The organism is Halomonas korlensis, assembly GCF_900116705.1.
GTDB classification, from domain to species: Bacteria; Pseudomonadota; Gammaproteobacteria; order Pseudomonadales; family Halomonadaceae; genus Halomonas; species Halomonas korlensis.
Window position 1 is genome coordinate 21,674 of the sequence record NZ_FPBP01000018.1, and the last position, 24,787, is coordinate 46,460.

The 24,787-nt window shown below is 54.2% G+C and carries 21 protein-coding genes; all 21 read left to right on the plus strand.

Annotated features, from left to right (window positions below; genetic code table 11):
* Positions 1-87 precede the first annotated feature (87 nt).
* Entirely contained in the window at positions 88-1,599 is a 1,512-nt protein-coding gene (locus BM341_RS17615) for a lipopolysaccharide biosynthesis protein (RefSeq protein WP_089797413.1), read from the plus strand.
* Positions 1,600-1,676: 77 nt separating this feature from the next.
* Positions 1,677-3,008 carry a Coenzyme F420 hydrogenase/dehydrogenase, beta subunit C-terminal domain gene (locus BM341_RS17620; protein WP_139233035.1) on the plus strand — a complete coding sequence of 444 codons (1,332 nt, stop codon included), beginning with the start codon at positions 1,677-1,679 and terminating at the stop codon, positions 3,006-3,008.
* A gap of 13 nt (positions 3,009-3,021) precedes the next feature.
* Entirely contained in the window at positions 3,022-4,125 is a 1,104-nt protein-coding gene (locus BM341_RS17625; protein WP_175507901.1) for a polysaccharide pyruvyl transferase family protein, read from the plus strand.
* The gene (locus tag BM341_RS17630) at positions 4,118-5,104 is read left to right on the plus strand and encodes a glycosyltransferase family 2 protein (RefSeq protein WP_089797419.1); all 987 of its coding nucleotides are present in this window, start codon (positions 4,118-4,120) and stop codon (positions 5,102-5,104) included. Before BM341_RS17625 ends, BM341_RS17630 begins: the two co-directional genes overlap by 8 nt.
* Before the next feature lie 371 nt (positions 5,105-5,475).
* Positions 5,476-6,450 carry a glycosyltransferase family 2 protein gene (locus tag BM341_RS17635; protein ID WP_089797421.1) on the plus strand — a complete coding sequence of 325 codons (975 nt, stop codon included), beginning with the start codon at positions 5,476-5,478 and terminating at the stop codon, positions 6,448-6,450.
* 277 nt (positions 6,451-6,727) lie between these two features.
* Complete coding sequence (locus BM341_RS17640) at positions 6,728-7,846, plus strand: ISAs1 family transposase (protein ID WP_089797423.1); 1,119 nt, start codon at positions 6,728-6,730, stop codon at positions 7,844-7,846.
* A 97-nt stretch (positions 7,847-7,943) separates the two neighbouring features.
* Positions 7,944-9,059, plus strand: coding sequence for a glycosyltransferase family 4 protein (locus BM341_RS17645; RefSeq protein ID WP_175507902.1), 1,116 nt, complete (start codon positions 7,944-7,946; stop codon positions 9,057-9,059).
* 61 nt (positions 9,060-9,120) lie between these two features.
* Positions 9,121-10,290 carry a hypothetical protein gene (locus BM341_RS17650; protein ID WP_089797427.1) on the plus strand — a complete coding sequence of 390 codons (1,170 nt, stop codon included), beginning with the start codon at positions 9,121-9,123 and terminating at the stop codon, positions 10,288-10,290.
* Between the two features lie 5 nt (positions 10,291-10,295).
* Positions 10,296-11,450, plus strand: a complete 1,155-nt coding sequence (locus BM341_RS17655) for a glycosyltransferase (RefSeq protein ID WP_089797430.1) — start codon at positions 10,296-10,298, stop codon at positions 11,448-11,450.
* 8 nt (positions 11,451-11,458) lie between these two features.
* A complete protein-coding gene (locus BM341_RS17660) occupies positions 11,459-12,472 on the plus strand; it encodes an SDR family NAD(P)-dependent oxidoreductase (protein WP_089797432.1) in 1,014 nt (337 codons plus the stop codon).
* A gap of 43 nt (positions 12,473-12,515) precedes the next feature.
* The gene (locus BM341_RS17665) at positions 12,516-13,640 is read left to right on the plus strand and encodes a polysaccharide biosynthesis C-terminal domain-containing protein (protein WP_089797434.1); all 1,125 of its coding nucleotides are present in this window, start codon (positions 12,516-12,518) and stop codon (positions 13,638-13,640) included.
* A 12-nt stretch (positions 13,641-13,652) separates the two neighbouring features.
* Positions 13,653-14,798, plus strand: coding sequence for a non-hydrolyzing UDP-N-acetylglucosamine 2-epimerase (wecB, locus tag BM341_RS17670; RefSeq protein ID WP_089797436.1), 1,146 nt, complete (start codon positions 13,653-13,655; stop codon positions 14,796-14,798).
* Entirely contained in the window at positions 14,798-16,057 is a 1,260-nt protein-coding gene (locus BM341_RS17675) for a glycosyltransferase (RefSeq protein ID WP_089797438.1), read from the plus strand. The genes wecB and BM341_RS17675 overlap by 1 nt, the downstream gene beginning before the upstream one ends.
* A gap of 80 nt (positions 16,058-16,137) precedes the next feature.
* Positions 16,138-16,749 carry a sugar transferase gene (locus tag BM341_RS17680; protein ID WP_089797440.1) on the plus strand — a complete coding sequence of 204 codons (612 nt, stop codon included), beginning with the start codon at positions 16,138-16,140 and terminating at the stop codon, positions 16,747-16,749.
* A gap of 23 nt (positions 16,750-16,772) precedes the next feature.
* A complete protein-coding gene (locus BM341_RS17685) occupies positions 16,773-17,483 on the plus strand; it encodes an acetyltransferase (RefSeq protein WP_089797442.1) in 711 nt (236 codons plus the stop codon).
* Positions 17,483-18,694, plus strand: a complete 1,212-nt coding sequence (locus tag BM341_RS17690) for a DegT/DnrJ/EryC1/StrS family aminotransferase (RefSeq protein ID WP_089797443.1) — start codon at positions 17,483-17,485, stop codon at positions 18,692-18,694. The genes BM341_RS17685 and BM341_RS17690 overlap by 1 nt, the downstream gene beginning before the upstream one ends.
* Positions 18,695-18,790: 96 nt before the next feature.
* Positions 18,791-20,065, plus strand: a complete 1,275-nt coding sequence (gene tviB / locus BM341_RS17695; protein WP_089797446.1) for a Vi polysaccharide biosynthesis UDP-N-acetylglucosamine C-6 dehydrogenase TviB — start codon at positions 18,791-18,793, stop codon at positions 20,063-20,065.
* Between the two features lie 50 nt (positions 20,066-20,115).
* Positions 20,116-21,138 (plus strand): NAD-dependent epimerase, encoded by a 1,023-nt coding sequence (locus tag BM341_RS17700; protein ID WP_089797448.1) that lies wholly within the window; start codon positions 20,116-20,118, stop codon positions 21,136-21,138.
* Between the two features lie 86 nt (positions 21,139-21,224).
* The gene (locus BM341_RS17705) at positions 21,225-23,213 is read left to right on the plus strand and encodes a polysaccharide biosynthesis protein (protein WP_245784324.1); all 1,989 of its coding nucleotides are present in this window, start codon (positions 21,225-21,227) and stop codon (positions 23,211-23,213) included.
* A 269-nt stretch (positions 23,214-23,482) separates the two neighbouring features.
* Positions 23,483-23,902, plus strand: coding sequence for a DUF2384 domain-containing protein (locus BM341_RS17710; protein ID WP_089797450.1), 420 nt, complete (start codon positions 23,483-23,485; stop codon positions 23,900-23,902).
* A 548-nt stretch (positions 23,903-24,450) separates the two neighbouring features.
* Positions 24,451-24,786, plus strand: coding sequence for a type II toxin-antitoxin system HicB family antitoxin (locus BM341_RS17720; RefSeq protein ID WP_089797454.1), 336 nt, complete (start codon positions 24,451-24,453; stop codon positions 24,784-24,786).
* The last annotated feature ends 1 nt before the right edge of the window (position 24,787 follow it).

Sequence of the window (24,787 nt, forward strand, 5' to 3'; positions counted from 1 at the left end):
ACTAGAGTTATTCGCAGGCAGGCTCTGAAAAAGTGTTGCAGAAACTTCCTTAATTTACTTACGCTCAAGCATTTTTAGGCTCGACTTTTGCCAAACCCTAAAGACCAGCTCTTCAACGCCGACCACCTAAAAACCGGCATGAAAGAACGAGCAGTAAAAAGCGCTGGCATCACCCTGGTAGCTCAGGGCATCAAGCTTTTACTCCAGCTTGGCTCTATCGCCATCTTAGCGAGGCTATTAGAGCCTGCCGATTTCGGTTTGGTGGCTATGGTCACAGTGTTTAGTAACCTGGCTCTCCAGATGATGGAAGGCGGCCTTTCCATGGCCACGATCCAGAGAGACCAAATTACAGATGCCCAAGTGTCCAACCTGTTCTGGGTAAATGGAGCACTAGGAGCAAGCCTGTGTCTGCTCGGCATCCTAATATCACCCTTGGTTGCCTCAATCTACGACGAACCCCGCCTTACCTTGGTAATGGCCGCAATGAGCCTCACTTTCTTGATTGGGGGGCTCTCTGTACAGCACGATGCCCTGCTACGCAGGCAGATGCGCTTCAAGGCCATCTCCATAATCGACATAGTGTCGATGGCGGCTGGAATAGTGGCCGGAATTGCCGCAGCCCTTGGTGGCTTGCAGTATTGGGCGCTCGTGATCAGCCCCATTACCACCTTCGCGACCAAAACCGTCATGCGCTGGTTCAGCGCACGATGGTTGCCATCTATGATGAGCCGTGGCTCAGGGGTACGTCCGATGTTGGGGTTTGGGGCGAACCTGACTGGGGCTAATTTTATCGGATATGTTGCAACTAACCTGACACCGTTCGCAGTAGGTTACATTGGTGGTGCACAATCACTGGGGTTGTTTAACCGCGCGAACATGCTGACGTCTATACCGTCAAGCCAAATGCTTCCACCAGTGATGAATGTAGTGCAGACAACCCTCGCGAGGGTCGCAAACGATCCTGCTCGGCTCAGAAACACAATTACCTCCATTATGGGAAAACTGGTTCTGGGCACAATGTTTGTAACACTCACTATGGCCGTTCTTGCTGATTGGATAGTTCACCTGTTTCTGGGATCGGGTTGGGATGGCGCAGTGTCCATTTTCAGAATGCTCGCGGTTTTCTCGTTGGTGGAGCCCATAGCCGGATTTTTGGCAGTTTCACTTGTGTCTATAGGCAATGCGAAGGCGCTACTTCGCTGGAAATCGATCACACTGTCAATTCTTATCGTTTCGATTGGTATCGGATCATTCTGGGGAGCGTCCGGTGTTGTCGCGGCCTACGCTCTTTCCGGAGTGTTTATCCGGTTACCCGGCTTCCTCTTTTATGCCAGCCGCTTCTTACCTGTGACTTTTGGTGAGTTCAGCAAGGCTCTATTACCTTCCGCAATTTGTGCGACGGGTACTGTGGCGACTTTGTATGCATTGAGAGAAAGCCTTTATATAGAGAGCCCAATTGTAGGGTTGTCAGTGTTTATGGTACTTGCAGCGGTGATTTACACCATGCTGAGCACATTGATAAGGCCAACGCGCCGGGAACTACTCGAAATCATCGGTCTGCTCAAACTTTTAACTTCCAGGAAATTAGCTTCAAAGTGACTATTATACAAAGCCACCAAGCGCTTAACGATACAGTAATCGCTAACGGCTATTGTGTAGGATGCGGTGCCTGTGCCGTGCCGGAACAAAGCCCGTTCAGAATCGTTATGGACGACTACGGGAAGTATCAATCACGTCTGAGCAGTTCTAACGTTTTTGCCAAAACCGAGATTGACTACGAAAAACTCTGCCCATTCGGTACCTCTACACCCAATGAAGATGAAATAGCCAAACAGCATTACGGAGAAACCTGCGAATACAATACGCAAGTAGGTTATTACAAGGGAGTGTATGCAGGGCATGTCACTGAAGGCGATTTCCGCAAGCAGGGAAGCTCTGGCGGTATGGGCACCTGGGTGCTTAATGAGCTGCTAGAAAAGGGGTTGGTTGATTACGTATTACACGTTAAATCCGAGACTGCTGATCAAGACTTGAACAACTTACCTTTCAGGTATCATGTTAGTAAAACTTTAGATGAAACTCAGCAAGGTGGGAAGTCTCGCTATTACCCTATTGAGTTATCTGAAGTGCTGAAAACTGTTCGGAATCAACCAGGGCGATACGCTGTGGTCGGTCTTCCTTGTTTTATCAAAAGCATTCGGTTGCTTCAGGCTCAAGACTCGGTTCTTGCAGGACGAATCCAATATTGTGTGGGTCTGGTATGTGGCCATCTGAAAAGCTCGCACTATGCAGAAAGTTTGGCTTGGCAAATGAGCATCGCCCCGCAAGAGCTTCAGGGCATAGATTTCAGAATCAAAGATCCTTCGGAACCTGCAAACCGTTATAGCACCTACGCCAAAGACACTTTTGGCGAAAAAATAGTGCCAACCAAACAATTGTTCGGTGCAGATTGGGGCGCGGGTGCATTCAAGTACAAAGCCTGTGACTTCTGTGATGACGTTTTTGCTGAAACAGCCGACGTGGTCTTGGGCGATGCCTGGCTGCCTGAGTATGTACAGGATAGTTATGGCACGAACGTAGTCGTAACTAGAAAAGGTGCCATTCAACAGCTTATTGTAAATGCTCGCCGAGAAGGGCGTTTAGAACTTGATGAGCTTGGAGTGGAGAAAGCTGTACAGTCTCAGGATGCTGGGTTGCGGCACAGAAAGGTCGCAATAGGCTACAGGTTGCATTGTGAAAAGGCCGATAACTCTTGGGTCCCAACGAAAAGAACTAGCCCTTCCAAGAGTTTGAACCCCCGGTATGAAATGAAACGGCAGCAGCTGAGGACAGAGCTTAGAGATCTATCGCACCGGTCGTTCCTTAACGCGAAACATACCAACGATCTATCTGCATACATAGGTGCGGTTCAGCCGGTATATAGCCATTACTCTCGTCAAGGGCATTCGTTTTTACGTAGGCTACTTTCTTTTACAAAAAGAAAAATTAAGGCGGTGGTTAGGCTTTGAGTATCTTTTGATCATGAACCGTTTAAAGTTTGGTATTTTAATGAAAAAAGTCGGAATCTTGAACTTCCAGTACTCAACACATAACTACGGTGCAGTACTTCAAGCCGCGGCTCTTGAGAATATTTGCCGCCAACTGGGTCACGAAGCCCAGCATCTCGATTATATGGCCAAGCCAAAAGCTAACCTCAGAAGCTTTATTGGCAAATTACTGCGAAAACTGGGAATAAGAAAAGCGCCGCAGGCAAATCAGGTTGCCAATGAAGAAGCGTTTGAGCGGTTCAGGCAGAACTTCATTAAAAGAACACAGCGCATCAAATCAGCGAAAGAGTTTCCTACCGCCGCAAAAGGCTTTGATTCCGTTATTGTCGGCAGCGATCAGGTTTGGCGCCCGGCATTCGCCAAAGACATGCTGGCCTTTTTCCTCGGCTACGTTCCGAAGGGCGTAGACCGTATCGCCTACGCCGCCAGTTTTGGAACGGCGGCATGGGAACAGGCAGATGACACTGTGTTGACGGAGGCGGTGCGGCAAGAGCTGCAGCAATTTAGAGCGATTTCTTGCCGCGAAGAGTCCGGAGTACAGATCTGTAGGGATGTATTCGGAGTTGGTGCGGAGCATGTTCTCGACCCTCTGCTACTGGTTGATGAGCCGTTTTTTGAAAAGGTTGTTGCCCCGTCTTCAATTCAGCCTGCCGCCAAGCTTGTTTACTACAAACTGGATAGTTCGCCTGAGTTCCAGGAAGATCTGAAGGTGGTGGGTAAAGAGATCGATAGTGATGCGGTAAACATCTACCTGAAAGATTCCAGCGTTCGCGAGTACCGGGAAGTGCCGGATTGGGTAGCGTTGATTCGCAACTCTGAAGTTGTGGTTACCGATTCATTCCACTGCATCTGTCTTGCGCTGCGGTTTGGAAAAGAGGTGATTTTCTGCCCCAACGAGAAGCGAGGGCAAACCAGACTGGATAGCTTGTTTAACATGCTGAACGTTAGCGCAGAGCCGCTGACAGTTGAGCTGAAAACGCCCATGTTCAAACTGGTCAGGCGCGGCGATATCGCCGGTACTCTCGAAAGTTTACGTTCACACTCTATGAAATTCCTGGTGGATGCGTTAAATGATTGATTGTTCAGTTTCAATCATCATCCCCGCCTACAACGTCGAGAAATATCTCAAAGCGGCGCTGGATTCGATAAAAGAGCAGACGGAGCTTCCAGATGAGGTGATCCTGATTGACGACGGAAGCTCTGACAGTACCTTGGCAGTTGCAAAAGCTTTTGCGTTGCCGGTGCCTTATCAGGTTGTGTCCGTTGAGAATGGTGGGCAGGGGAATGCCAGGAATCTTGGCGTAAGCCTGGCTTCAAGTGAGTATGTTTACTTTTTTGATTCTGACGACCTGCTCACGAAAAACTTTGTCAGCACAATCAAGGATCAGATTCGGTACAACCAACGCCCGGATATCATTCTGTTTTCTGGTGAGTCTTTCAATGACAGCGAGTATCAAGGTAACCGCTGTGTAGATTATTCTAGGGGCTTCTCGGGTGTATTTTCAGATCGTGCGCAGTTTCTAGATAAGGCGCTTTCACAAGGTGCCTTGTTTTGTTCGCCTTGTTTGTATGTTTCCAAGATAGCGCTCTGGGGACCGGAAGGCTTAGAGTTCGGTCCGAATTTCCTGGAGGATGAGGCGCTATTCTATCCAGTGATCTTTGCCTGCAGCACATATGTGGTAATTGATGAAGTGCATTTTCTGCGGAGAAACCGAGATGGTTCAACCATGACAATGGCGCCGAATGCAAAGCATGTGAACGGTGCCCTGAATTGCATGGAAACCACTTTGAGCTTGTACAGCTTCAAGAGCCTTGCCACGCGGGAGCGTTGGCATATTCGTAAGCGGCTGGGCTCGCATTGTGTTGTCTATATTGTTACTGCCAGGCGGGCAGGGCTGCCGGTGAGAGTGGGGGAGGTGGTTAGCACTATAGTCAAGAGTAGAAGTGTGAGCTTGGCTGTCAAAGCTTTGTTATATGGCTTGCGAGCTGATCAGTCCGATACGGTTCGCAAGATTAGTAGGGCTGTGAAGCGAGTTGGGGGCTTTGCTAGCGGATGAAAAACCGCTTTACGACGGGCCTCGTAGCACCTTAATTGTAGTAGCTAATGTGGTCATCTGGCGCTTTTGCTTATGGGAGGCACGATGCTGACACCATCTCTTATGCATTATATATCGATCGTTCACGACTTCCGCTAGACGTGGAAAGTGCAGCATCAACTGTCTGAAGTTTAGTGATCTTGAAAATCCACTGCGGTTATGCCGCAGAGAACCACGAGAGACTGTCATATCGTGCTGAATTAACTCAAGGAGAAATACACTTTAAAAAGTAGCATTCGGCGTAAACAGAAAAAGCGCACTGGATGAAAAACACCTAGAAATATTTTTATGCGTTTTCATGAGCGCTATTTAAGATTTTTGTGAGTTAAAGCATGGAATATGATATAACAGTTATAACTCCTGTATACAACGGAGAAGATTACATTAGAAAGTGTATAGAAAGCGTCTTGAACCAAGATGGTGTTAAAGTTCAGCATATCGTTGTTGATGACGGGTCTGTCGATGGATCATATGAAGCAGCGAGAGGGTATAATTGCGTTTCTTTAATTAAACAAAAAAATGCTGGAGCGCCATCTGCTAGAAATTTGGGTCTAACAAAAGCATTGGGTAATTATATAAAATTTTTGGATGCTGATGACTATCTCCTGCCGGGCTGTTTGGAAAAGCAGTTTCATGCTGCGGAGATGAATGAGGGAAAAGTAATAAATTACGGTTTTCGTGATATTGTTTGGGAGCATCGTAGAATATGTAAAAGAAAAACCTTGAGAGCTAATTTGGATGATGCAGTTGCTAGTGGTTCGTTGCCTCAACAAGTGTCTAGACGTATATCTAAAAATTTAATGACATCATTGCCGCTCTATCCCGCAAAAGCGATTAAAAAGGTTGGTGGGTTTGATTTACGGTTAATGTCTTCCCAAGAATGGAATTTGAATATTCGCTTAGCAATAGCAGGTTATAGATTCATGTTCGATGATGTGCACTGTTATACACAAAGGATTCACGACTCACCTTCAAGAATTACCAATAGAAAATGTGACCCGAAAAGTGAATTATTGAATGATAAATATACTTACGAATCTGTAGAAAGCTTACTCGAGCACCAGTGTGTGCGTGACGCTTGGGCTAAAAGGCTAAGGGGAAAAGCCTCAAATTTCATTATGGCGGGCTTTATAGAGGAAGGTCAGAGAATGCTTGATGAAGCTACTTTGTTGAGTGGGCACTCTGTCGTTTCTAACATTTATGGGTATCCATACCGCACTCTCGGTAGTCTCTTTAGCGGAGTTAGTGCAGCAAGATTACATGGACTGTTAATCAAGTCTGCTCGAAAAATCTTATACCGGAAATGATACCATTCAACTGTTTTCAGTCCGAGTTTTTTGCTGGGGCGTATATCCTGCAATATAAGCTTGATTTCCGAGATATAGCTTTCCTATTTTTGGCTCTCTTCCTCCCCTTGCTCCTACGCCTAGCTTCAATCCCAACCAAAAACCTAAGCTTCTTTTCGCTAGCTGCGTATGACACCAGGAACAACGCATGAAAAACCGCGCTATGACGGGCTTCGTAGCGCTTTACCCCTAGGAGCTGTTGTGGTCATCTAACGCTTTTTTGCTCATGGATGGCCCCATGCTGACACCGTCCCTTATGCACCATTTATCGATCATTCCCGACTTCCGCCAAGCCTGGAAAGTGCAGCATCAGCTGTCGGATATCCTGTTTATGACCGTTTGCACGGTGATTTCTGGTGCGGAAGGTTGGGATGAAATCGAGGATTTTGGCCACGCGAAGCTGGATTTTTTGCGTCAGTACGGCGATTTTAGCGCTGGGGTGCCCAGCCACGACACCCTGGCGAGGGTCATGGCCCTGGTGAATGCTGATCAGCTGCAAAGCGCGTTCGCTGAGTGGATGAAAGCCTGCCATGACGTCACCGATGGGGCGGTGGTCGCCATTGATGGCAAGACGCTACGAGGCTCCTATTGCCGAGGCAAGAACAAGGGCGCCCTCCATATGGTCAGCGCCTTCAGTGCGGCCAATGGGGTGGTGCTGGGTCAGGTCAAGATAGCGGAAAAAAGCAACGAGATTACAGCGATTCCTGAGCTGCTCAAGCTGCTTAACCTCTACGGTTGCCTGGTGACGATCGATGCCATGGGCTGCCAGAAAAAGATCGCCACCCAGGTGCTGCAACAAGGCGCGGATTACCTGCTGTCAGTGAAGGGTAATCAGCCCGCCTTGGCAGACGCATTTGAGGCGGCATTCCCCATGGCGAAGGTGGTCAATTTCGAAGGGGATGCCTACGTCACGGATGAGAAGAACCGCGGGCGCCAGGAGACGCGCTACCACATTGTCAGTGATGTTACTGAAGAGTTTCAGGAGCTTAGCTACGAATGGCCGGGCTTGAAAACGGTCGGTGTGGTGATGAGCTTCCGCCAAGAAGGTGACGAAGCGCCCGACGCCCCGATGATTCGCTATACCATCAGCTCAGCCAAGCTGAGCGCCAAAAAGCTCGCCGAAGCGGCTCGCCAGCATTGGTTTGTCGAGAATAAACTCCACTGGTCACTAGACGTCGCCCTTAGAGAAGACGCCTGCAAAATTCACCGCGGACAGGCAGCCGAAAACCTCGCCAGGGTCCGGCATATTGCTTTGAACTACCTGAAAGGCGAGAAGCGTTTCAAGGGTGGAATTCGGCGAAAACAGAAGAAAGCCGCGCTGGATGAGACGTACCTGGCGGACATTCTCGCGGTGTGAGAGTTTTTATGCGTTTTCCCTGCGTATGACACCACTAGCAGTATGCTGGTGTTTCGAGCTTTGGGATTGTGTAAGCGACTTTAAGGTTCGAATTTTTATGAAAGTCTGGTTCTGGCAGTTAATCATAAGCCCTCACATGGTAAATCTTGCATCTGAACTTGCAGAGATAGGAGTAGATGTCTCGTATATTGCTAATCAGGAGATGTCTGAAGATCGAAGGAAACAAGGATGGCTGACACCTCCCTTGGGCAAAGCTGATCTAAAGCTGGTTCCAACTAAAAATGAAGCTGTAGCACTCGCGAACTCGGCCCCTAATGACGTTCTCCATATCTGCCAAGGAATTCGTGGAAACGGCGTTATTTCGGCTGTACAGTCAGCTTTAAAGAAGTCAGATCGAAAGCAAATAGTGGTCATGGAAACAGTGGATGATCATGGTTTTTTCGGTTATTTTAAAAGGTTAATATACTTTTGCTTATTCAAAGTTGCAGATAAAAATTTATTAGCAGTTCTGGCCACAGGCTTGAATACGGCCGATTGGGTTGTTGCCAGAGGAGTAAATCAAAATAAGGTCTTTCCATTTGCCTATTTTCTACCTGAGGCTGAGAGTAGCCATAACTATCCTAAAGCCCCATCTAGCAGGTTTCGTTTTATCTTTGTAGGACAATTTATACAGCTAAAACGATTAGACCTGCTAATTGAGGCGCTAGCCTCGTTGCCAGAAAACCGAGATTTTGAGTTGGCGGTTGTGGGTAGTGGGGCATTGGAAACCGAATTAAAAGAAAAAGCTGAAGCCATGCTTCCTGACCGAGTAGATTGGATTGGTTCGCTTCCAATGGCTCATGTTCGCGAGGAGATGAGAACTGCAGATTGCCTGGTGTTGCCTAGTCGGTACGATGGCTGGGGGGCAGTGGTGTCGGAAGCGCTAATGAGTGGGACGCCTGTGATTGTGAGTAATGCCTGTGGGTCTGCTGTTGTTGTTAAGGCAAGCGGTGTCGGTGGAGTGTTTCGTTCTGGGATTTTAGAAGAGCTTATCTTGCTTTTGCACAAAAGCTTGCTGGCCGGGAAAATCGACCCCAAACAAAGATTGTGTATCTCTAAATGGGCTTCTTGTTTGAGTGGTAAGTCTGGAGCAAGTTATTTGCTTCAGGTACTTGATTCATTGTATTGTGATTCATCTACGGTCTTGCCTCCCTGGCACTCTGAATTAAGTTAATATCTTACTATTCACTAGATAAAAAGTAGGCAATTAGTTGTTAAAGACGTTCTTTTTTCTGATGTTGATGGTTCTATTGCTTATCGGGCTTTTTGTGCCTAATGGTCACCTCGCTTTTTTTATTGCGTTAGTGACTTACATATATATTGGCTTAATCGTAGAGAGGCGTTCAAGTGTTCACATGATGTTTTTTCTAGGCTTTTCTACTTTTATATTTTTGCCGGCAATTTTAAATTGGTACTATTTGGGGGTTGAATTCTCTCTGTATTTTTTAACTACGATTGCGTCTCTCTTGTTTATTTTCTTGACTAGAAAGACCAAAGTAAAGCCCTTTTATGAGCGTGGAGCTGTTGTTTATTTATTCATTTCAATGTGCTTTTTTTGCTTGGCTCTTGTGGTGCTTGGCGAAGGGGGGCTCGTTAAAGGTTTGTTCGCCTTTCTTATTATCCTAATGTCAATGTCCTTTTCTCAGAATAACTTTAGAAGAAACTCGGCAATATTTTCTGCGTTTTTTCTTGTGTTTATTGCTTATGCTTTGTTTTCTTGGAGCGGTTTTGGTCGAACTGTAACTGTTGGATGGTTGCTTCTAGCAGGGCTGCAGTTTGCATACTCAGTTGGGTTTCATATAAACAAATATGTTTTTGGCTTGATCCCAGGCTTAGCTGCAACTCTTTTTTCCAGCAGAGATTTGCTTAAGCTAAAATTTAACAGCTTCGAAGCTGCCCTGTATGATTCTGCCTATGCGCCTTACAGGTTCGCATCTTCATTAATCGAGCAGTTTGAGCAGCGGGGTTATGATTTTGCAGGGTTCTTCGATCAAATAATCTTCACACTCTTCGTATTCGTTCCTCGGGATATATGGCCTAGCAAGCCGTATGGTTTCGGTTTTGAATATACGGTTCGTCATCTCGATACCTATCTGGTTGATGCTGGCCATTCCGTTGCTTCTACATTGATTGGGGATCATATATATTACCTTGGGTATCTGGGTGTTTTCACGTCACTAATTATCATGGCAGTTTTAGCGGTTCCTGTGAATTTTCTATACCGAATCAAAGGGCTGAATGGAAATGGAGTGCTTCTTTTTTCCGCAAGCATGATGGTGCTTGTTTGGGGGGGGATGACATCATTCTCTGCACGTGTCGCGTTGCCGAGTATCATGTTTGTAATTTTATTTATACTTCTCAGGCGTTTTTTGACTCGTAAAGTTAAATTTGTGTGGGAGCATTAAAAGCAATGTCAGAAAGAAAATTGCGTATCCTCACGTTCACTGGCTGCTATCTCCCCGGCTACAAAGGCGGCGGCCCCATAAAAACCATTAAAAACTTGTTCGACCAGGCTGGTGATGAAATAACCTTCAAACTCATCACCAGCGATAGAGACCTAGGTGACTCCTCCCCATACACTTCTGTAACCTGTGGCGCATGGAACCAAGTAGGTAATGCATCTGTCTTTTATTCGCAACCCGGCAAAACCTGTTACGCACAAACCGCTCGTGAGTTGCGTGCCAAAGACTATGATATTGTCTATTTAAACAGTTTTTTCTCGCCCCGGTTTTCTTTTTTTCCGATTTTGATAGCGAAGTCGCTTCGGCAAAAGGTGGTGCTTGCGCCCCGAGGAGAGTTTTCAGAAGGCGCGCTGGCTTTTAAATTCATGAAGAAGCGGTTGTTCATCACAGCATTCAGGTTACTTGGACTGCACAAAAGTACTGTGTTTCAGGTGTCCAGCGATTTTGAAGCTGAAGACATCCGTCGGGCACTTGGCTCCGGGGTGGATATCCGCGTTGCTGAGAATATTGGCTCGCAAGAGTTTGCGGTGTATCTGGAGTCTCGTACTTCTGGCCCTTTGAGGGCCGTTTTTGTTTCCCGTATCTCACCAATGAAGAACTTGCTTGCTGCGCTTGAGATGCTGAGAAACGTTCAGCAACCTCTGGCTTATGATATTTATGGCCCAATCGAAGACCATGATTATTGGCGCGAGTGTGAGAAGGTGATCTCGGCTATGCCATCACACATTCAGGTTCAGCACAAAGGGACGTTAAATCCCGATGAAGTGGTTAAAACGCTAGTGAAATATGATGTGTTTTTCTTCCCGACGAAGGGTGAAAACTATGGTCACGTAATCGCAGAAGCACTTTGTGCGGGTTTGCCTATTTTGATTGCAGACACTACTCCCTGGCGAAACCTTCAAGACCTCGGCATTGGCTGGGATCTTCCGTTGACTAATCCTGAAACGTTCAGCGCCATACTTGATGAGTTGGTGGCAATGTCCGCTAAAGATCACTTCTGTATGCGCCAGAAAGTATTAGCCTGGGCCAAGAATAAATTTGTAAATCCTGAGGCCATTGAGGCTAACAAGGCCATGTTTGAATACGCGTTGATGAAGAAATAGGACTTCGCATGTCATTGGATAAAAAAACCGTATTGATCACCGGCGGCACCGGTTCCTTCGGCAAGACCATGGCCCACTATCTCCTTGACCATGGCTGCAGGGAAATTCGCATCTTGAGCCGTGACGAGACCAAGCAGGAAGAGATGCGCATTGCTTATGGCCGGCCTGAGCTGAAGTTCTATATTGGTGACGTTCGCGATCGACAGTCGGTCGACAAGGCTATGCGGGGTGTCGATCTGGTGTTCCACGCCGCGGCGCTCAAGCAGGTGCCGTCGTGTGAGTTCTTTCCGCTGGAGGCGGTGAAAACCAATATCCTCGGCAGCCAGAACGTGATCGATTCCGCCGTGGAGGCCGGCGTCAGGAGCGTGGTATGCCTGAGCACCGATAAGGCGGTAATGCCTGTTAACGCCATGGGCATGACCAAGGCCCTGATGGAGAAGACCGCCCAGGCCGCAAGTCGCCAGCTAGTGCAGGGGGAGACCACCGTATCGTGCGTGCGCTACGGCAACGTGATGTGCTCCCGTGGCTCGGTTATTCCGCTGTTCATCAAGCAGATCAAGGAAGGCAAGCCGCTGACTATCACCGAGGCCAGCATGACGCGGTTTATGCTGTCGCTGCCGGATGCGATCGAGCTGGTCAACTTCGCCTTCGAGAATGCTCGCCAGGGCGACATCTTCATCAAGAAGGCCCCGGCCTGCACCGTCAAGCTGCTGGCCGAAACGTTGCTTGAGATGTTTCACGCCGAAAACGAGCTGCGCATCATCGGCATGCGCCACGGCGAGAAGCTCTATGAAACCCTGGCCAACCGAGAAGAACTGCGCCGCTCCGAGGATATGGGCGACTACTACCGCGTCAGCTTCGACGACCGCGACCTCAACTACGGCAAGTACTTTACTGAAGGGGACGTGGAAGAGGCCGCCACCGATGACTACCACTCCCACAACACCTATCAGCTCAACAAGCATGAGCTGAAGGATCTGCTGCTGACGCTGCCGGAAGTGCGCGCCGCCCTGGATCGCTGATTTAGCGTCCTCACCCTGCCTGCTAACCCATCAGAGAGTTTCCATGAAGATCGTTATCACCGGAGCCAATGGACTGCTCGGCCGGCACGTCCACCTGCATCTGCGTGCCCAGCCGGCCTACCGCGACAGCCTAGTGCTACTTGATCGGTACGCCTTTCAGGATGACGACAAGTTGGCGGCTGCCTTGGAAGGCGCTAGCTGGGTGCTTCACTGCGCCGGTATCAACCGGGATAGTGACGAGCGGGTTGAGCAGGGCAACCGCGAACTGGCTGAGCGGCTGACTGGGGCGCTTGAGCGCGTTGCCGCCACCCCGCATCTGTTCTATGCCAACAGCACCCAGCGCGACCGCGATGTGCCTTATGGCCGCGGCAAACAGGCTGCGCATCGTGTATTTGACGAGTGGGCGGTGCGCCAGGAGGCCCGCTACACCGAACTGGTACTACCGCATGTGTTCGGTGAAGGCGGGCGGCCCCATTACAACTCGGCGGTGCATACCTTCTGTCATCAGCTAGCGGCGGGAGAAGAACTGGCGATCAACGGTTCAGGCCAGCTGGAGTTGCTGCACGCTCAGGATATCGCGGCGGCAATCGTTGCCGCCTTCGAGCGTGGCCAAACCGGCGAGCTGCGCCTGGAAGGGCGCACCATGAGCGTCGCCAGCGCCGCGGGCAAGCTGGTCGATATGCACCGCAGCTACACCGGTGATGTGATTCCCGACTTGCGCGATCGCTTCGACCTGCAGCTGTTCAACACGTTGCGCTCGTTCCTCTATCCCCATTACTACCCCAAGGCTTTGACGCTGCATAGCGACGAGCGCGGGGCGCTGTTCGAGGGGGTCAAGAACCGCAACGGCGGCCAGGCGTTTCTCTCCACCACCAAGCCCGGTATTACTCGCGGCAACCACTACCACTTCTACAAGGTCGAGCGCTTCCTGGTGGTCAAGGGCGAGGCGGTGATCCGCATTCGCCGGCTGCTGGATGACAAGGTCGAAGAGTTCCACGTCAGTGGAGAGGCGCCGGCCTACGTCGATATGCCGACCCTGCACACCCACAGCATCACCAACACCGGAGACGAGGAGCTGCTGACGATGTTCTGGAGCCACGAGATCTTCGATCCGGAGAAACCGGACACCTACTTCGAGCCGGTGCTGGACCCTGAACCTCCTCATTAAGCGAGCCAGTCGATGAAAGTCATGACCATTCTGGGTACGCGCCCGGAAATTATTCGCCTTTCCCGCGTGATGGCCGCCTTGGATCAGGTGGTGGACCACAAGATCGTGCACACCGGGCAGAACTACGATTACGAGCTCAACGATGTGTTCTTCGAGGAACTGGGCGTGCGCCGCCCGGATCACTTCCTCAACGTCGACACCTCGTCGCTCGGGCGTAGCCTGGGTGAGATCCTGATCAAGACCGAGCAGGTGCTGTTGGAGGAGAAGCCCGATGCGGTGCTGGTGCTGGGCGATACCAACACCGCCATCGCCACTCTGATGGCCAAGCGTATGAAGATCCCCACCTACCATATGGAAGCCGGGAACCGCAGCTTCGATGCCAACGTGCCGGAGGAGATCAATCGCAAGCTGGTCGATCACCTGGCCGACTTCAACCTGGTCTACACCGAACATGCGCGACGCCACTTGATCAGCGAGGGGCTCTCGCACCGCTTTATCTATCTGACCGGCTCGCCCATGCGCGAGGTGCTGGAGCACATGCTGCCGCAGATCGAGCAGTCGCGCATTCTCGAGACGCTTGGGCTGGAGGCCGGCAAGTATTTCATCGTCAGTGTGCACCGCGAAGAGAACGTAGATAGCTGTGACAACCTACGCGAGGTGGTCGAGGCGCTGCAGGCTCTGCACCAGCACTATGGCTACCCGGTAGTGGTCTCCACCCATCCGCGTACACGCAACCGCCTGGAGTCACTTGGGCTGGCCGAAGGCGGCGAGGGCATTCGCTTTCTCAAGCCGTTCGGCTTTCTCGATTACAACCACCTGCAGATGCACGCCCACTGCGCCATATCGGATAGCGGCACCATCAGCGAAGAAGCCTCGATTCTCGGCTTCCCCGCGGTGACGCTGCGCCGCTCCATCGAACGCCCCGAAGCGCTGGATACCGGCGCCATCGCGCTGACTGGTCTCGGCAAGGAAGGGCTGCTGGACGGCGTGCGTATCGCCACCGCATCACGCGAGGTATTTTCCGGCACCGAGCGTGAGACACCCGAAGCTTATCAGGTGCGCAATACCTCCGAGCGCGTGGTGCGGCTTATCACCGGCACCGCCAAGCTGGCCAACCGCTGGCGCAATATGGATGACTTCAACAGGTACGAATGGTAATGCTCAAAAAAAAGACAGACCTGGCCATCGTCAATCGGGGTTTCTGGCCCCAGGGACAGGTAGTTGGCGAAGCGCTGCTTCGGCTGGCAGAAACCTGCGCCATGGAACAGCGAGTGGCTGTCGTAACCCAATCTGAAGATGGTCGTCTGCGCCAGAAGCTGGACCAGGCAGACCGGGGCAAGGGCGTAGATATTTTGGACTGCCGCTCTCGCGCAGAGTCCTCCTCCGGCCTTATCAAGCGCAGCCTGGATGCGTTGATTTTCATGGCGTGGACGTTTGCCAGCCTGATCAGATACCGCCCCGCAAAGGTGTATGTTTCCACCAACCCGCCGGTGGTGGTGCCCTTTATCGTGATGCTCTACTGCAAGCTGTTCGGCGCTCGCTACTATTACCATCTGCAGGATATCCACCCAGAGGCCGCGCATATCGTGGTGCGGCTGAATCCGATTCTTTCCTGGCTGCTCACCTCGATTGATGATTTCACCATGCGTCATGCTGAGCGCCTGATCACGCTCACGGAGGATATGCGCCATTACATCCGCGAGCGTTCGAATACCCAGGCCGAGATCGATCTGCTCGACAATCCAGCCTTTCCGGTAGAGCAGGACACAACCGTCAATCGCGGTGGGGACGTGGTGTTCTGTGGCAATGCGGGTCGTCTACAGCGTATTCCGCTGTTGCTTGATGCCATCCGCGATTATCTAAAGCAAGGTGGCAGCATGCGCTTCACCTTCGCCGGCGCCGGTGTGTACGCCTCGCAGATCGCAGGGTTAGCCGAGGAGTTCGAGGCAGTCACCTATCACGGCGTCGTGCCTGCCCTTGAAGCTGCGGCGCTTGTTAATCGCCATCGCTGGGCGTTGTTGCCTATTGACGACGAAGTGACCCGTTACGCCTTTCCCAGCAAGTCATCTGCCTATGTGTTGGCCGGCTGTCAGATCCTCGCCATCTGTGGTCGAGGCACCAGCGTGGCTCGCTGGGTGGAAGAGCATAAGGTTGGGCTTGCCGCTGCACCGGATAAAGACAGCGTGATAGCCGCCTTCCAGTCAATGGAGCCAGTCTACGCCCCAAAGCAAAGTCTAGAGGCTGAAGATACAGGCCAACATCCGCTGAGAGAACGCCTAGAGTTTAGCTACTTCACCGAGCGCCTTTGCGAGACCATGGGGATTAGAAATAACCATCATGCAGAAGCTGCTATTTCTACCGAGTCTAAGCGCTTTCATGGTGCTGGACGGTCAGGCGAGAAAGCGCTGGCAAGATAAAAAACCTGTCCCGTGGACGGCAAAGTTTTTGTTTGTATCGTTTATTAGCCGTCAAATTTCTCTCTTTTCTAATGACCTATATGATTAAGCGTCTGTTTGATGTCCTGCTGTCTCTCTTTTTCCTGATACTGCTTTCTCCTTTATTGCTGATCGTGGCCTTGCTTATTCGGTGGAAACTGGGGGCGCCGATACTGTTCCGCCAAATACGACCCGGTATGAATGGTCAGCCGTTTGAAATGGTCAAGTTTCGTAGTATGCGTGACGCCACGGACGCCGACGGCTATCCGCTGCCGGACGCCGAGCGCATGACGCCGTTCGGCAATTTTTTGCGTGCTAGCAGCCTGGACGAGCTGCCCGAGTTGTGGAACGTACTAAAGGGCGACATGAGCCTGGTGGGGCCGCGGCCGCTTTTAATGGAATACCTGCCGCTCTATAGCCAGGAACAGTATCGTCGCCACGAGGTGCGTCCGGGGGTAACCGGCTGGGCCCAGGTCAATGGGCGCAATGCGATCTCATGGGAGGAGAAGTTTGATTTTGATATCTGGTATGTCGATAACCATAACTTTTTTCTGGATATGAAAGTGCTTTTTTTGACAGCAAAGAAAGTGTTCGCCAGAGAAGGAATTACTCAACAAGGAAGTGTGGCAATGCCTAGATTTAAAGGCACAGTTAGAAATAGTAAGAATAATTGATATTTTGGTGTTGCGAGGTAGGCATGAAAAAGTTGGCAGTTTTTGGTGCTAGTGGCCATGGCAAAGTGGTTGTCGATATTGCCTTGCAGTTGGGGTGGGATGTTGTTCACTTCTACGATGATGCCTGGCCCACGCGCTCACGCTTGGAAGAGTGGATGATTCATGGCTCCTTTTTTACTCTTTTGCAAGGTGTCAATTATTATGATGGCGTTGTGGTGGCAATAGGAAATAACAACGTCAGAAGCGATAAGTTAAAGGACTTGGTTTCGCACGGCGCAAAACTTCCTACTCTGGTTCACCCTAACGCTGTCGTCAGTCGTTTCGCCAAGGTAGAGGAAGGTTGTGTCGTCGTAGCGGGGGCCGTTATTAACGCCTTTGCAAGAGTCGGCCGTGGCTGCATTGTTAATACAGGCTCAACTATCGACCATGACTGCCAGCTTGGTGAGTGCGTGCACATCGCGCCTGGTGCAAATATATCAGGTGATGTCACGATAGGTGATCGTAGCTGGGTGGGTGTTGGCGCTTCTGTCAGGCAAGGCATCCGTATCGGCGAGGATGTGATGATCGGGGCCGGTTCTGTTGTTGTGTCTAATCCTTTATCCAATAGCATCGTTGCTGGTGTGCCGGCCAGGAGTTTAAAAGCGACCGGTGATGTAAAACATCAGGATGTTCGCGATACGGCTTCTGGCTCATCTCGCAAGATGGGTGGCGTTAATGTGGAAGAGAAATCTTAATGCTCAACGGACCCTTTTCGCCTTGGCCTTCCTTTAGTGAAGAAGAGGCGCAGGCGGTGCAGCGCGTGCTGCTTTCCAATCAAGTGAACTACTGGACCGGCAAGGAGGGTCGCCAGTTCGAGCGCGAGTTTGCGCAGTTTGCCGACAGCGACTATGCCATCGCCGTTTCCAACGGCACCACGGCGCTGGACCTGGCGCTGAAGGGGCTGGGTGTCGGCTGTCATGACGGCCCGGCGGATGAGGTCATCGTCACCTCGCGCACCTTCTTGGCCTCAGTCTCGAGCATCGTCACCGCCGGGGCCGTGCCGGTGTTCGCCGACGTGGATCGCGATTCGCAGAACATTACCGCCGCCATGGTGGCGGACAAGATTACCCCGCGCACCACGGCGATCATCGCCGTGCATTTGGCCGGCTGGCCCTGCGAGATGGATGCGCTGATGGCGCTGGCCGAACGGCACGGTCTTTACGTGATCGAGGATTGCGCCCAGGCCCACGGCGCCCGCTACCGCGGGCGTAGCGTCGGCAGCATCGGCCACGTCGGCTGCTGGTCGTTCTGCCAGGACAAGATCATGACCACCGGCGGCGAAGGCGGCATGGTCACCACCAATGATGAGGCGCTGTGGCGGGGCATGTGGGCCTACAAGGATCACGGCAAGAGCTGGGAGGCGGTCTACGAGCGTGAGCATCCCCCGGGCTTTCGTTGGCTGCACGAAAGCTTCGGCACCAACTGGCGGCTGACCGAGATGCAGTCCGCCATCGGGCGCATCCAGCTTGCGCGTATGCCCGAGTGGAAGGCCGCCCGCCAGGCCAACGCCCAGCGAATCTGGCAGGCCGCCGGTGAATGCCCCGGGTTGCGGGTGCCGGAGGTGCCCGCGCATATCGAGCATGTCGCCTATAAATGCTACGTGTTCGTTAAGCCTGAACAGCTGGCAGAAGGCTGGAGCCGCGACCGCATCATGGGCGAGATTGCCGCCCGAGGGGTGCCGTGCTTCTCCGGCACTTGTTCGGAGGTGTATCTCGAGAAGGCCTTCGATGGCGACTCTGATGACAATTCCGGCGGCCCCGGCTGGCGCCCCAAGCAGCCGCTGCCTGTCGCCCGGGAGCTGGGCGAAACGAGCCTGATGTTCCTCTGCCATCCCACCTTGACCGAAGCAGAGATCGACAAGACCTGCCGCGTGATTAACGCGGTGATGGGATTGGCCACCGCGTAGCGCCCTTGGGTCAGGCCCCTGCCTACCCCCTCCCGAGTCTGACCTGCATGCGGCGGCGTCTCGCAATAATCAAATGAACCAAATATGGAAACTTGAATGGACATGGATAACGTGCGCCTGGGCGTGATCGGCCTGGGCTATGTGGGGCTGCCGTTGGCGGTGGAGTTCGGCAAGGTGCTGCCCACGGTGGGCTTCGATATCAATACCCAGCGCATCCGTGAGCTGAACGATGGCATCGACCATACCCTCGAGGTGGAGCCGGACCTGCTGGCACAGGCGACCCAGATCAGTTTCTCGAGCGAGCTTGAGGCGCTGCGCAGGTGCAATGTGTATATCGTTACCGTGCCGACGCCGATCGATGCCAGTCGGCGGCCGGATCTCACGCCGCTGATCAAGGCGAGCGAGACCCTGGGCCAGGTAGTGAGCAAGGGCGACGTGGTGATCTTTGAATCCACCGTTTACCCGGGCGCCACCGAGGAGGACTGCATTCCGGTGATCGAGCGGGTCTCGGGGCTGGTCTACAACCAAGATTTCTTCGCGGGCTACAGCCCGGAGCGCATCAACCCGGGCGACAAGGAACACCGCGTTACCACCATCAAGAAGGTGACCTCGGGCTCCACGCCGGAGGTGGCCGAATTCGTGGATTCGCTGTATCGGAAGGTGATCACTGCCGGTACCCACAAGGCCAGCTCCATCGCTGTCGCCGAGGCCGCCAAGGTCATCGAGAACACCCAGCGCGATATCAACATCGCACTGATCAACGAGTTGGCGGTGATCTTCGGCCGCCTGGGGATCGATACCGAGGAAGTGCTGGAGGCCGCCGGCACCAAGTGGAACTTCCTTCCGTTCCGCCCCGGGCTGGTGGGCGGCCACTGCATCGGCGTCGACCCCTACTACCTGACCCACAAGGCCGAGCAGGTGGGTTACCACCCGGAGATGATCCTCGCCGGTCGGCGCATCAACGACGGCATGGGCGCCTACGTCGCAAGCCAGCTGATCAAGCAGATGATCAAGCGGCGCATCCATGCGGAGGGCGCTCGGGTGCTGGTGATGGGCCTGGCCTTTAAGGAGAACTGCCCGGACCTGCGCAACACCCGGGTGGTGGATATCGTCCGTGAGCTCGCCGACTACAACGTCGCCGTGGATGTCTACGACCCCCAGGTCAACAAGGCCGAGGCCGAGCAGGCGTACGGCATCCGCCCGGTAGAGGCCCCCGAGGCCGGCGCCTATGACGCCATGATCCTTGCTGTCGCCCATCGCGAGTTCCGCGAACTCGGCGCCGAGGGCATCCGAGCGTGGGGCAAGCCGACGCACGTACTTTATGACCTGAAATATGTGCTGACCAAGGAAGCGGTGGACCTGCGGCTGTAAGCGCCGAACCCCGATTCGATACCTGACCCCTTGATTCTCATAGGATGGCAATGAAAATTCTTGTGACCGGCAATGCCGGCTTTATTGGCTTCCACACTGCCAAGCGCCTGCTGGAGCGCGGCGACAGCGTGATCGGCTTCGATGTGGTCAACGACTACTACGACCCCACCATCAAGGAAGCGCGGCTCAAGATCCTGGAGGAGACGGCGGCGCGTACCGGTAGCGAGTATGTGTTCGTGCGCGAGAATCTTGCCGACCTGCAGGCGGTAAACGCGGCGTTCGAGGCGCATCGGCCGGCGCGGGTGATTCACCTGGCCGCTCAGGCGGGTGTGCGCTATTCGCTGGAGAACCCCCACGCCTATGTGCAGAGCAACGTGGTGGCCTTCACGAACATTCTTGAGGCCTGCCGGCATCACCAGGTACAGCACCTTACCTACGCCAGCACCAGCAGCGTGTACGGCGCCAATACCAACATGCCGTTCTCCGAGCACGAGGGCGTCAATCATCCGCTGCAGTTCTACGCCGCAACCAAGAAAGCCAACGAGCTGATGGCGCACAGCTACAGCCACTTGTTCGGCCTGCCGACTACTGGGCTGCGCTTCTTTACCGTCTACGGCCCCTGGGGCCGCCCGGATATGGCGCTGTTCCTGTTCACCAAGAAGACGCTGGCCGGCGAGCCGATCCCGGTGTTCAACCACGGCCACCACACCCGCGACTTCACCTACGTCGATGACATCGTCGAAGGAGTAGTCCGCGCCAGCGATGATATCGCCAAGCCCAACCCCGAGTGGAACAGCGACAGCCCCGACCCGGCCACCAGCAACGCGCCGTACCGGATCTTCAATATCGGCAACAACGACCCGGTAAAGCTCTCTGCCTATATCGAGGCAATCGAGGCGGCGCTGGACAAGAAGGCGATCAAGGATCTGTTGCCGCTGCAGCCGGGCGATGTGCCGGATACCTACGCCGACAGCACCGAGCTGGAAAAGGCCGTGGGCTACAAGCCCGCCACGCCGGTGAAGGAGGGCGTCGCCAACTTCGTCGCCTGGTACCGAGAGTTTTACAAGGCCTGAACGGCCAAATGGGCGCTTTGCTGGCGCTACCTGTCGTCAACCTGCCCCCTTATCTCCCCTTCTTCATGGAAGCGAGGTCTCCTCCTATGCTCATGACCATCTTCAAGCCTTTGTTTGGGCTGCCGCGGCGGCAGAAGCGCATGCTGCAGCTGGCGGCGGATAGTCTGCTGATCACCGTCAGCTTCCTGTTGGCGATGCTGCTGCGCCTGGACAGTTGGGCCTTCGTGACGGAGCCGAGGGTGTGGTGGGTGCTGCCGGTGGTGATCCCGGTGAGCCTGCTGATCTTCATTCGCCTGGGCTTCTACCGGGCGGTGATCCGCTACCTGAGCATGAAGGCGGTGAAGGCCGTGGCGATTGGGGTCGGGGCGTCGGCGCTGGCGTTGATGCTGGTCAACTATCTCTTCCAGCTGCCGGTGCCGCGCTCGGTGCCGTTCATCTACGCCATGCTGGCGCTGCTGACCGTGGGCGGGGTGCGCTTTGCGCTGCGCGGGGTCTACCTGCGCAACCGGCTGCGCTACAAGACGCGCGTGGTGGTCTATGGGGCCGGTTCGGCGGGGCGTCAGCTGGTGCAGTCGCTGCGCCAGGGCAGCGAGTACGAGCCGGTGGGCTTCGTGGACGATGCGTATGCGCTCAAGGGCGTCTACATCCAGGGGCTGAAGGTGTATGTGCAGGAGGACATCGGCCGCCTGATCGAGGACTACGGGGTCAAGAAGGTGCTGATGGCGATTCCCAGCGCGCCGCGGGCGCGGCGCCGCGACATCCTCGAGAGCCTCGAGCCCTTGGAAGTGCCGGTGCAGACCATCCCGGGCATGGCCGACGTGGTGGCCGGCCGGGCGCAGATCAACGACCTGCGCGATGTCTCGGCGGAGGATCTGCTGGGCCGCGACCCGGTGCCGCCGGACGCCTCGCTGATGGGCGCCAATATCACCGGCAAGGTGGTGATGGTAACCGGTGCCGGGGGCTCCATCGGCAGCGAGCTGTGCCGCCAGATCCTGCGCCAGCACCCGGCGCAACTGCTGCTGCTGGAGCTTTCCGAGTTCAGCCTCTATCAGATCGAGCAGGAGCTTGGGCAGATCGCCCGGGACGAGGGCATCGATTGCCCGGTGAAGGCGCTGCTGGGCTCGGTGCAGCATCGCAACCGCGTGCAGAAGATCATGATCGCCTTCCGCGTGCAGACGGTCTACCACGCCGCGGCCTACAAGCACGTGCCGATGGTCGAGCACAACGTGGTGGAGGGGCTGCGCAACAACGTGATGGGCACCATGGAAACGGCCTGGGCGGCGGTGGAGGCCGGGGTGGAGAGCTTCGTGCTGGTGTCCACCGACAAGGCGGTGCGGCCCACCAACGTGATGGGGGCGAGCAAGCGCCTGGCGGAGCTGGTGTGCCAGGGGGTGGCCAGGGCCCAGGCGGGCACGCGCTTCAGCATGGTGCGCTTCGGCAACGTGCTGGGCTCCAGTGGCTCGGTGGTGCCGCTGTTCCACCGCCAGATCGCCGCCGGCGGCCCGGTGACGGTGACCCACCCGGAGATCACCCGCTACTTCATGACCATCACCGAGGCTGCCCAGCTGGTGATCCAGGCCGGCGCCATGGCGCGCGGCGGCGATGTGTTCGTGCTCGACATGGGCAAGCCGGTCAAGATCGCCGAGCTGGCCGGCCATCTGATCCGCCTCTCGGGGCTGGAGCCGAGCTACCCCGATCGCAAGGCGGGCAGCGCCGGGGGCGGTGAAATCGAGATCCGCTACACCGGCCTGCGCCCCGGCGAGAAGCTCTACGAGGAGCTGCTGATCGGCGAGTGCGTGGAAGCCACCAGCCATTCGCGGATCATGACCGCCAACGAGATCTCGCTGCGCTGGGAAGAGCTGGAAGGGCTGCTCGAGACGCTGTTCGACGCCTGCCTGACCTTCGACGCCCCGCGCATTCGCGAGCTGCTGGAACAGGCGCCGCTGGGCTATCAGCCGCAGAGCGACCCGGTCGACCTGGTGTGGGAGCAGCAGGGCCCCTTGCCGCTGGGGCAAGCCCCGGCGCCGGTAGCGCAAGGCAACGGCATGGCAGCGATGCGCACCTGGTCTGCCTAACGCTGCGCCGCGCCCTGGCGGGCGTGACGTAACGCCCTGATCCTCTCGCCCCCGATTCGCACTACTCCCGCACCACGCTTGCATCGCTCTTTCATTAAATAGGCACCCGACGAAAAGCCGCCGCTTCGAGGCACCGAAGCGGCGGCTTTTTGTGTTTCAGAGTAGGCACAAGGGCGAAATGGACGCCTTTGCTTGAAGCGGCTATGATGCAAATATGTAGCATTAAGGTTGCATGCAAATTGCGAGCTGCTGCCCAGGAGCATATGCCTATGAGTGGTGACGCTATCATCGACCTGGACGACTACCAGGCGCCCGAGACTTTTGAGCGATTCGTGGAGGATCTCAAGCGATCCGCTACGGTGGCGGGTAAGCCGATCATCGATCCCAAGCTCTTCGCGCGAGCATTGAGCATGGATCTACAGACCTTGGCCACCGATGCCCATGTCCACCGGGTCACGCTTTCACGGGCGCAAGGCTCAGAGAAGCTACAAGGCTTTCTGCGAGACTCCTTGCAAGTGCTGCGTGCAGCTACCGACATCAACGGCAATTTTCGACATGCCCTGTTCTGGTTTCGCAATGAGCCCATCAGCACTTTCGATTACCGAACCCCCGAACAACTGGTCAGCGAGGGACGTAGCAAGGATGTCGTGCGCTACCTTCAGGCATTGAGGGCCGGGGCGGTGGGATGAAAATGCAATATGGGCTGGATTGTTTGGCCTATCGCATTCATACGCCCCGTTGGGCTTATGCGCCAACTTGCCGATGTTGCTTTGGAGAGTGGAGCCGTTGGCATCTTGTTTCCTTCAATGGCCAATCCCGAGGGAATGAATCTCGTGGTCTATACGGATGCAATGGTAGAGAGCGATCGGCTGGTCGCTTATGACCCTGCAGGCGATCTGCCCAAGAATCAGCGCTCATGGGAGTAGCACATGTTTTGCTGGTGAGCGTATGGTCAGCTTCCCGCCAGGATAGGGCTGGCCAAGCCGAGCCGAGCCTTGGCTGTGGTGATGTAACGCCCTGACAGGCTCGCGCTGTCATTCATGCAACAGGCCTGCACCGCTTTTTCACTAAATAGGCACCCGACGAAAAGCCGCCGCTTCGATGCACCGAAGCGGCGGCTTTTGGGTTTCAAGGCCTGGTTTTGTGCTGCTGCAAGATGGCGCTGCTGCAAGGGGGTGCGCCAAGGATGAGCTGTGGCGAGTATTCGCAAATGGCTGGATGAAAACGGAGTAACGCCATGAACAACCTCATGGTCATTGATGGCTATCGGGCCATCATCCAGTACGACCCCGAGATCGAGATGTTCCGGGGAGAATTTACCGGCCTGAATGGTAGCGCGGACTTCTACGCAGACAGTGTGGAGGCGCTACGGGAGGAGGGTAAGACGTCGCTGCGCATCTTCCTGGAGGTGTGCCAGGAGAAAGGGATCGAACCCACCAAGGCCTACTCGGGAAAATTCCAGGTGCGACTGCCGGAGGGACTGCATCGGGATGCGGTGGACGCAGCGAGGGCGCGCGGTGAAAGCCTGAATCAGTTTGTCGCCCACGCCATCCAGCATGAATTGTCAGCGTAGA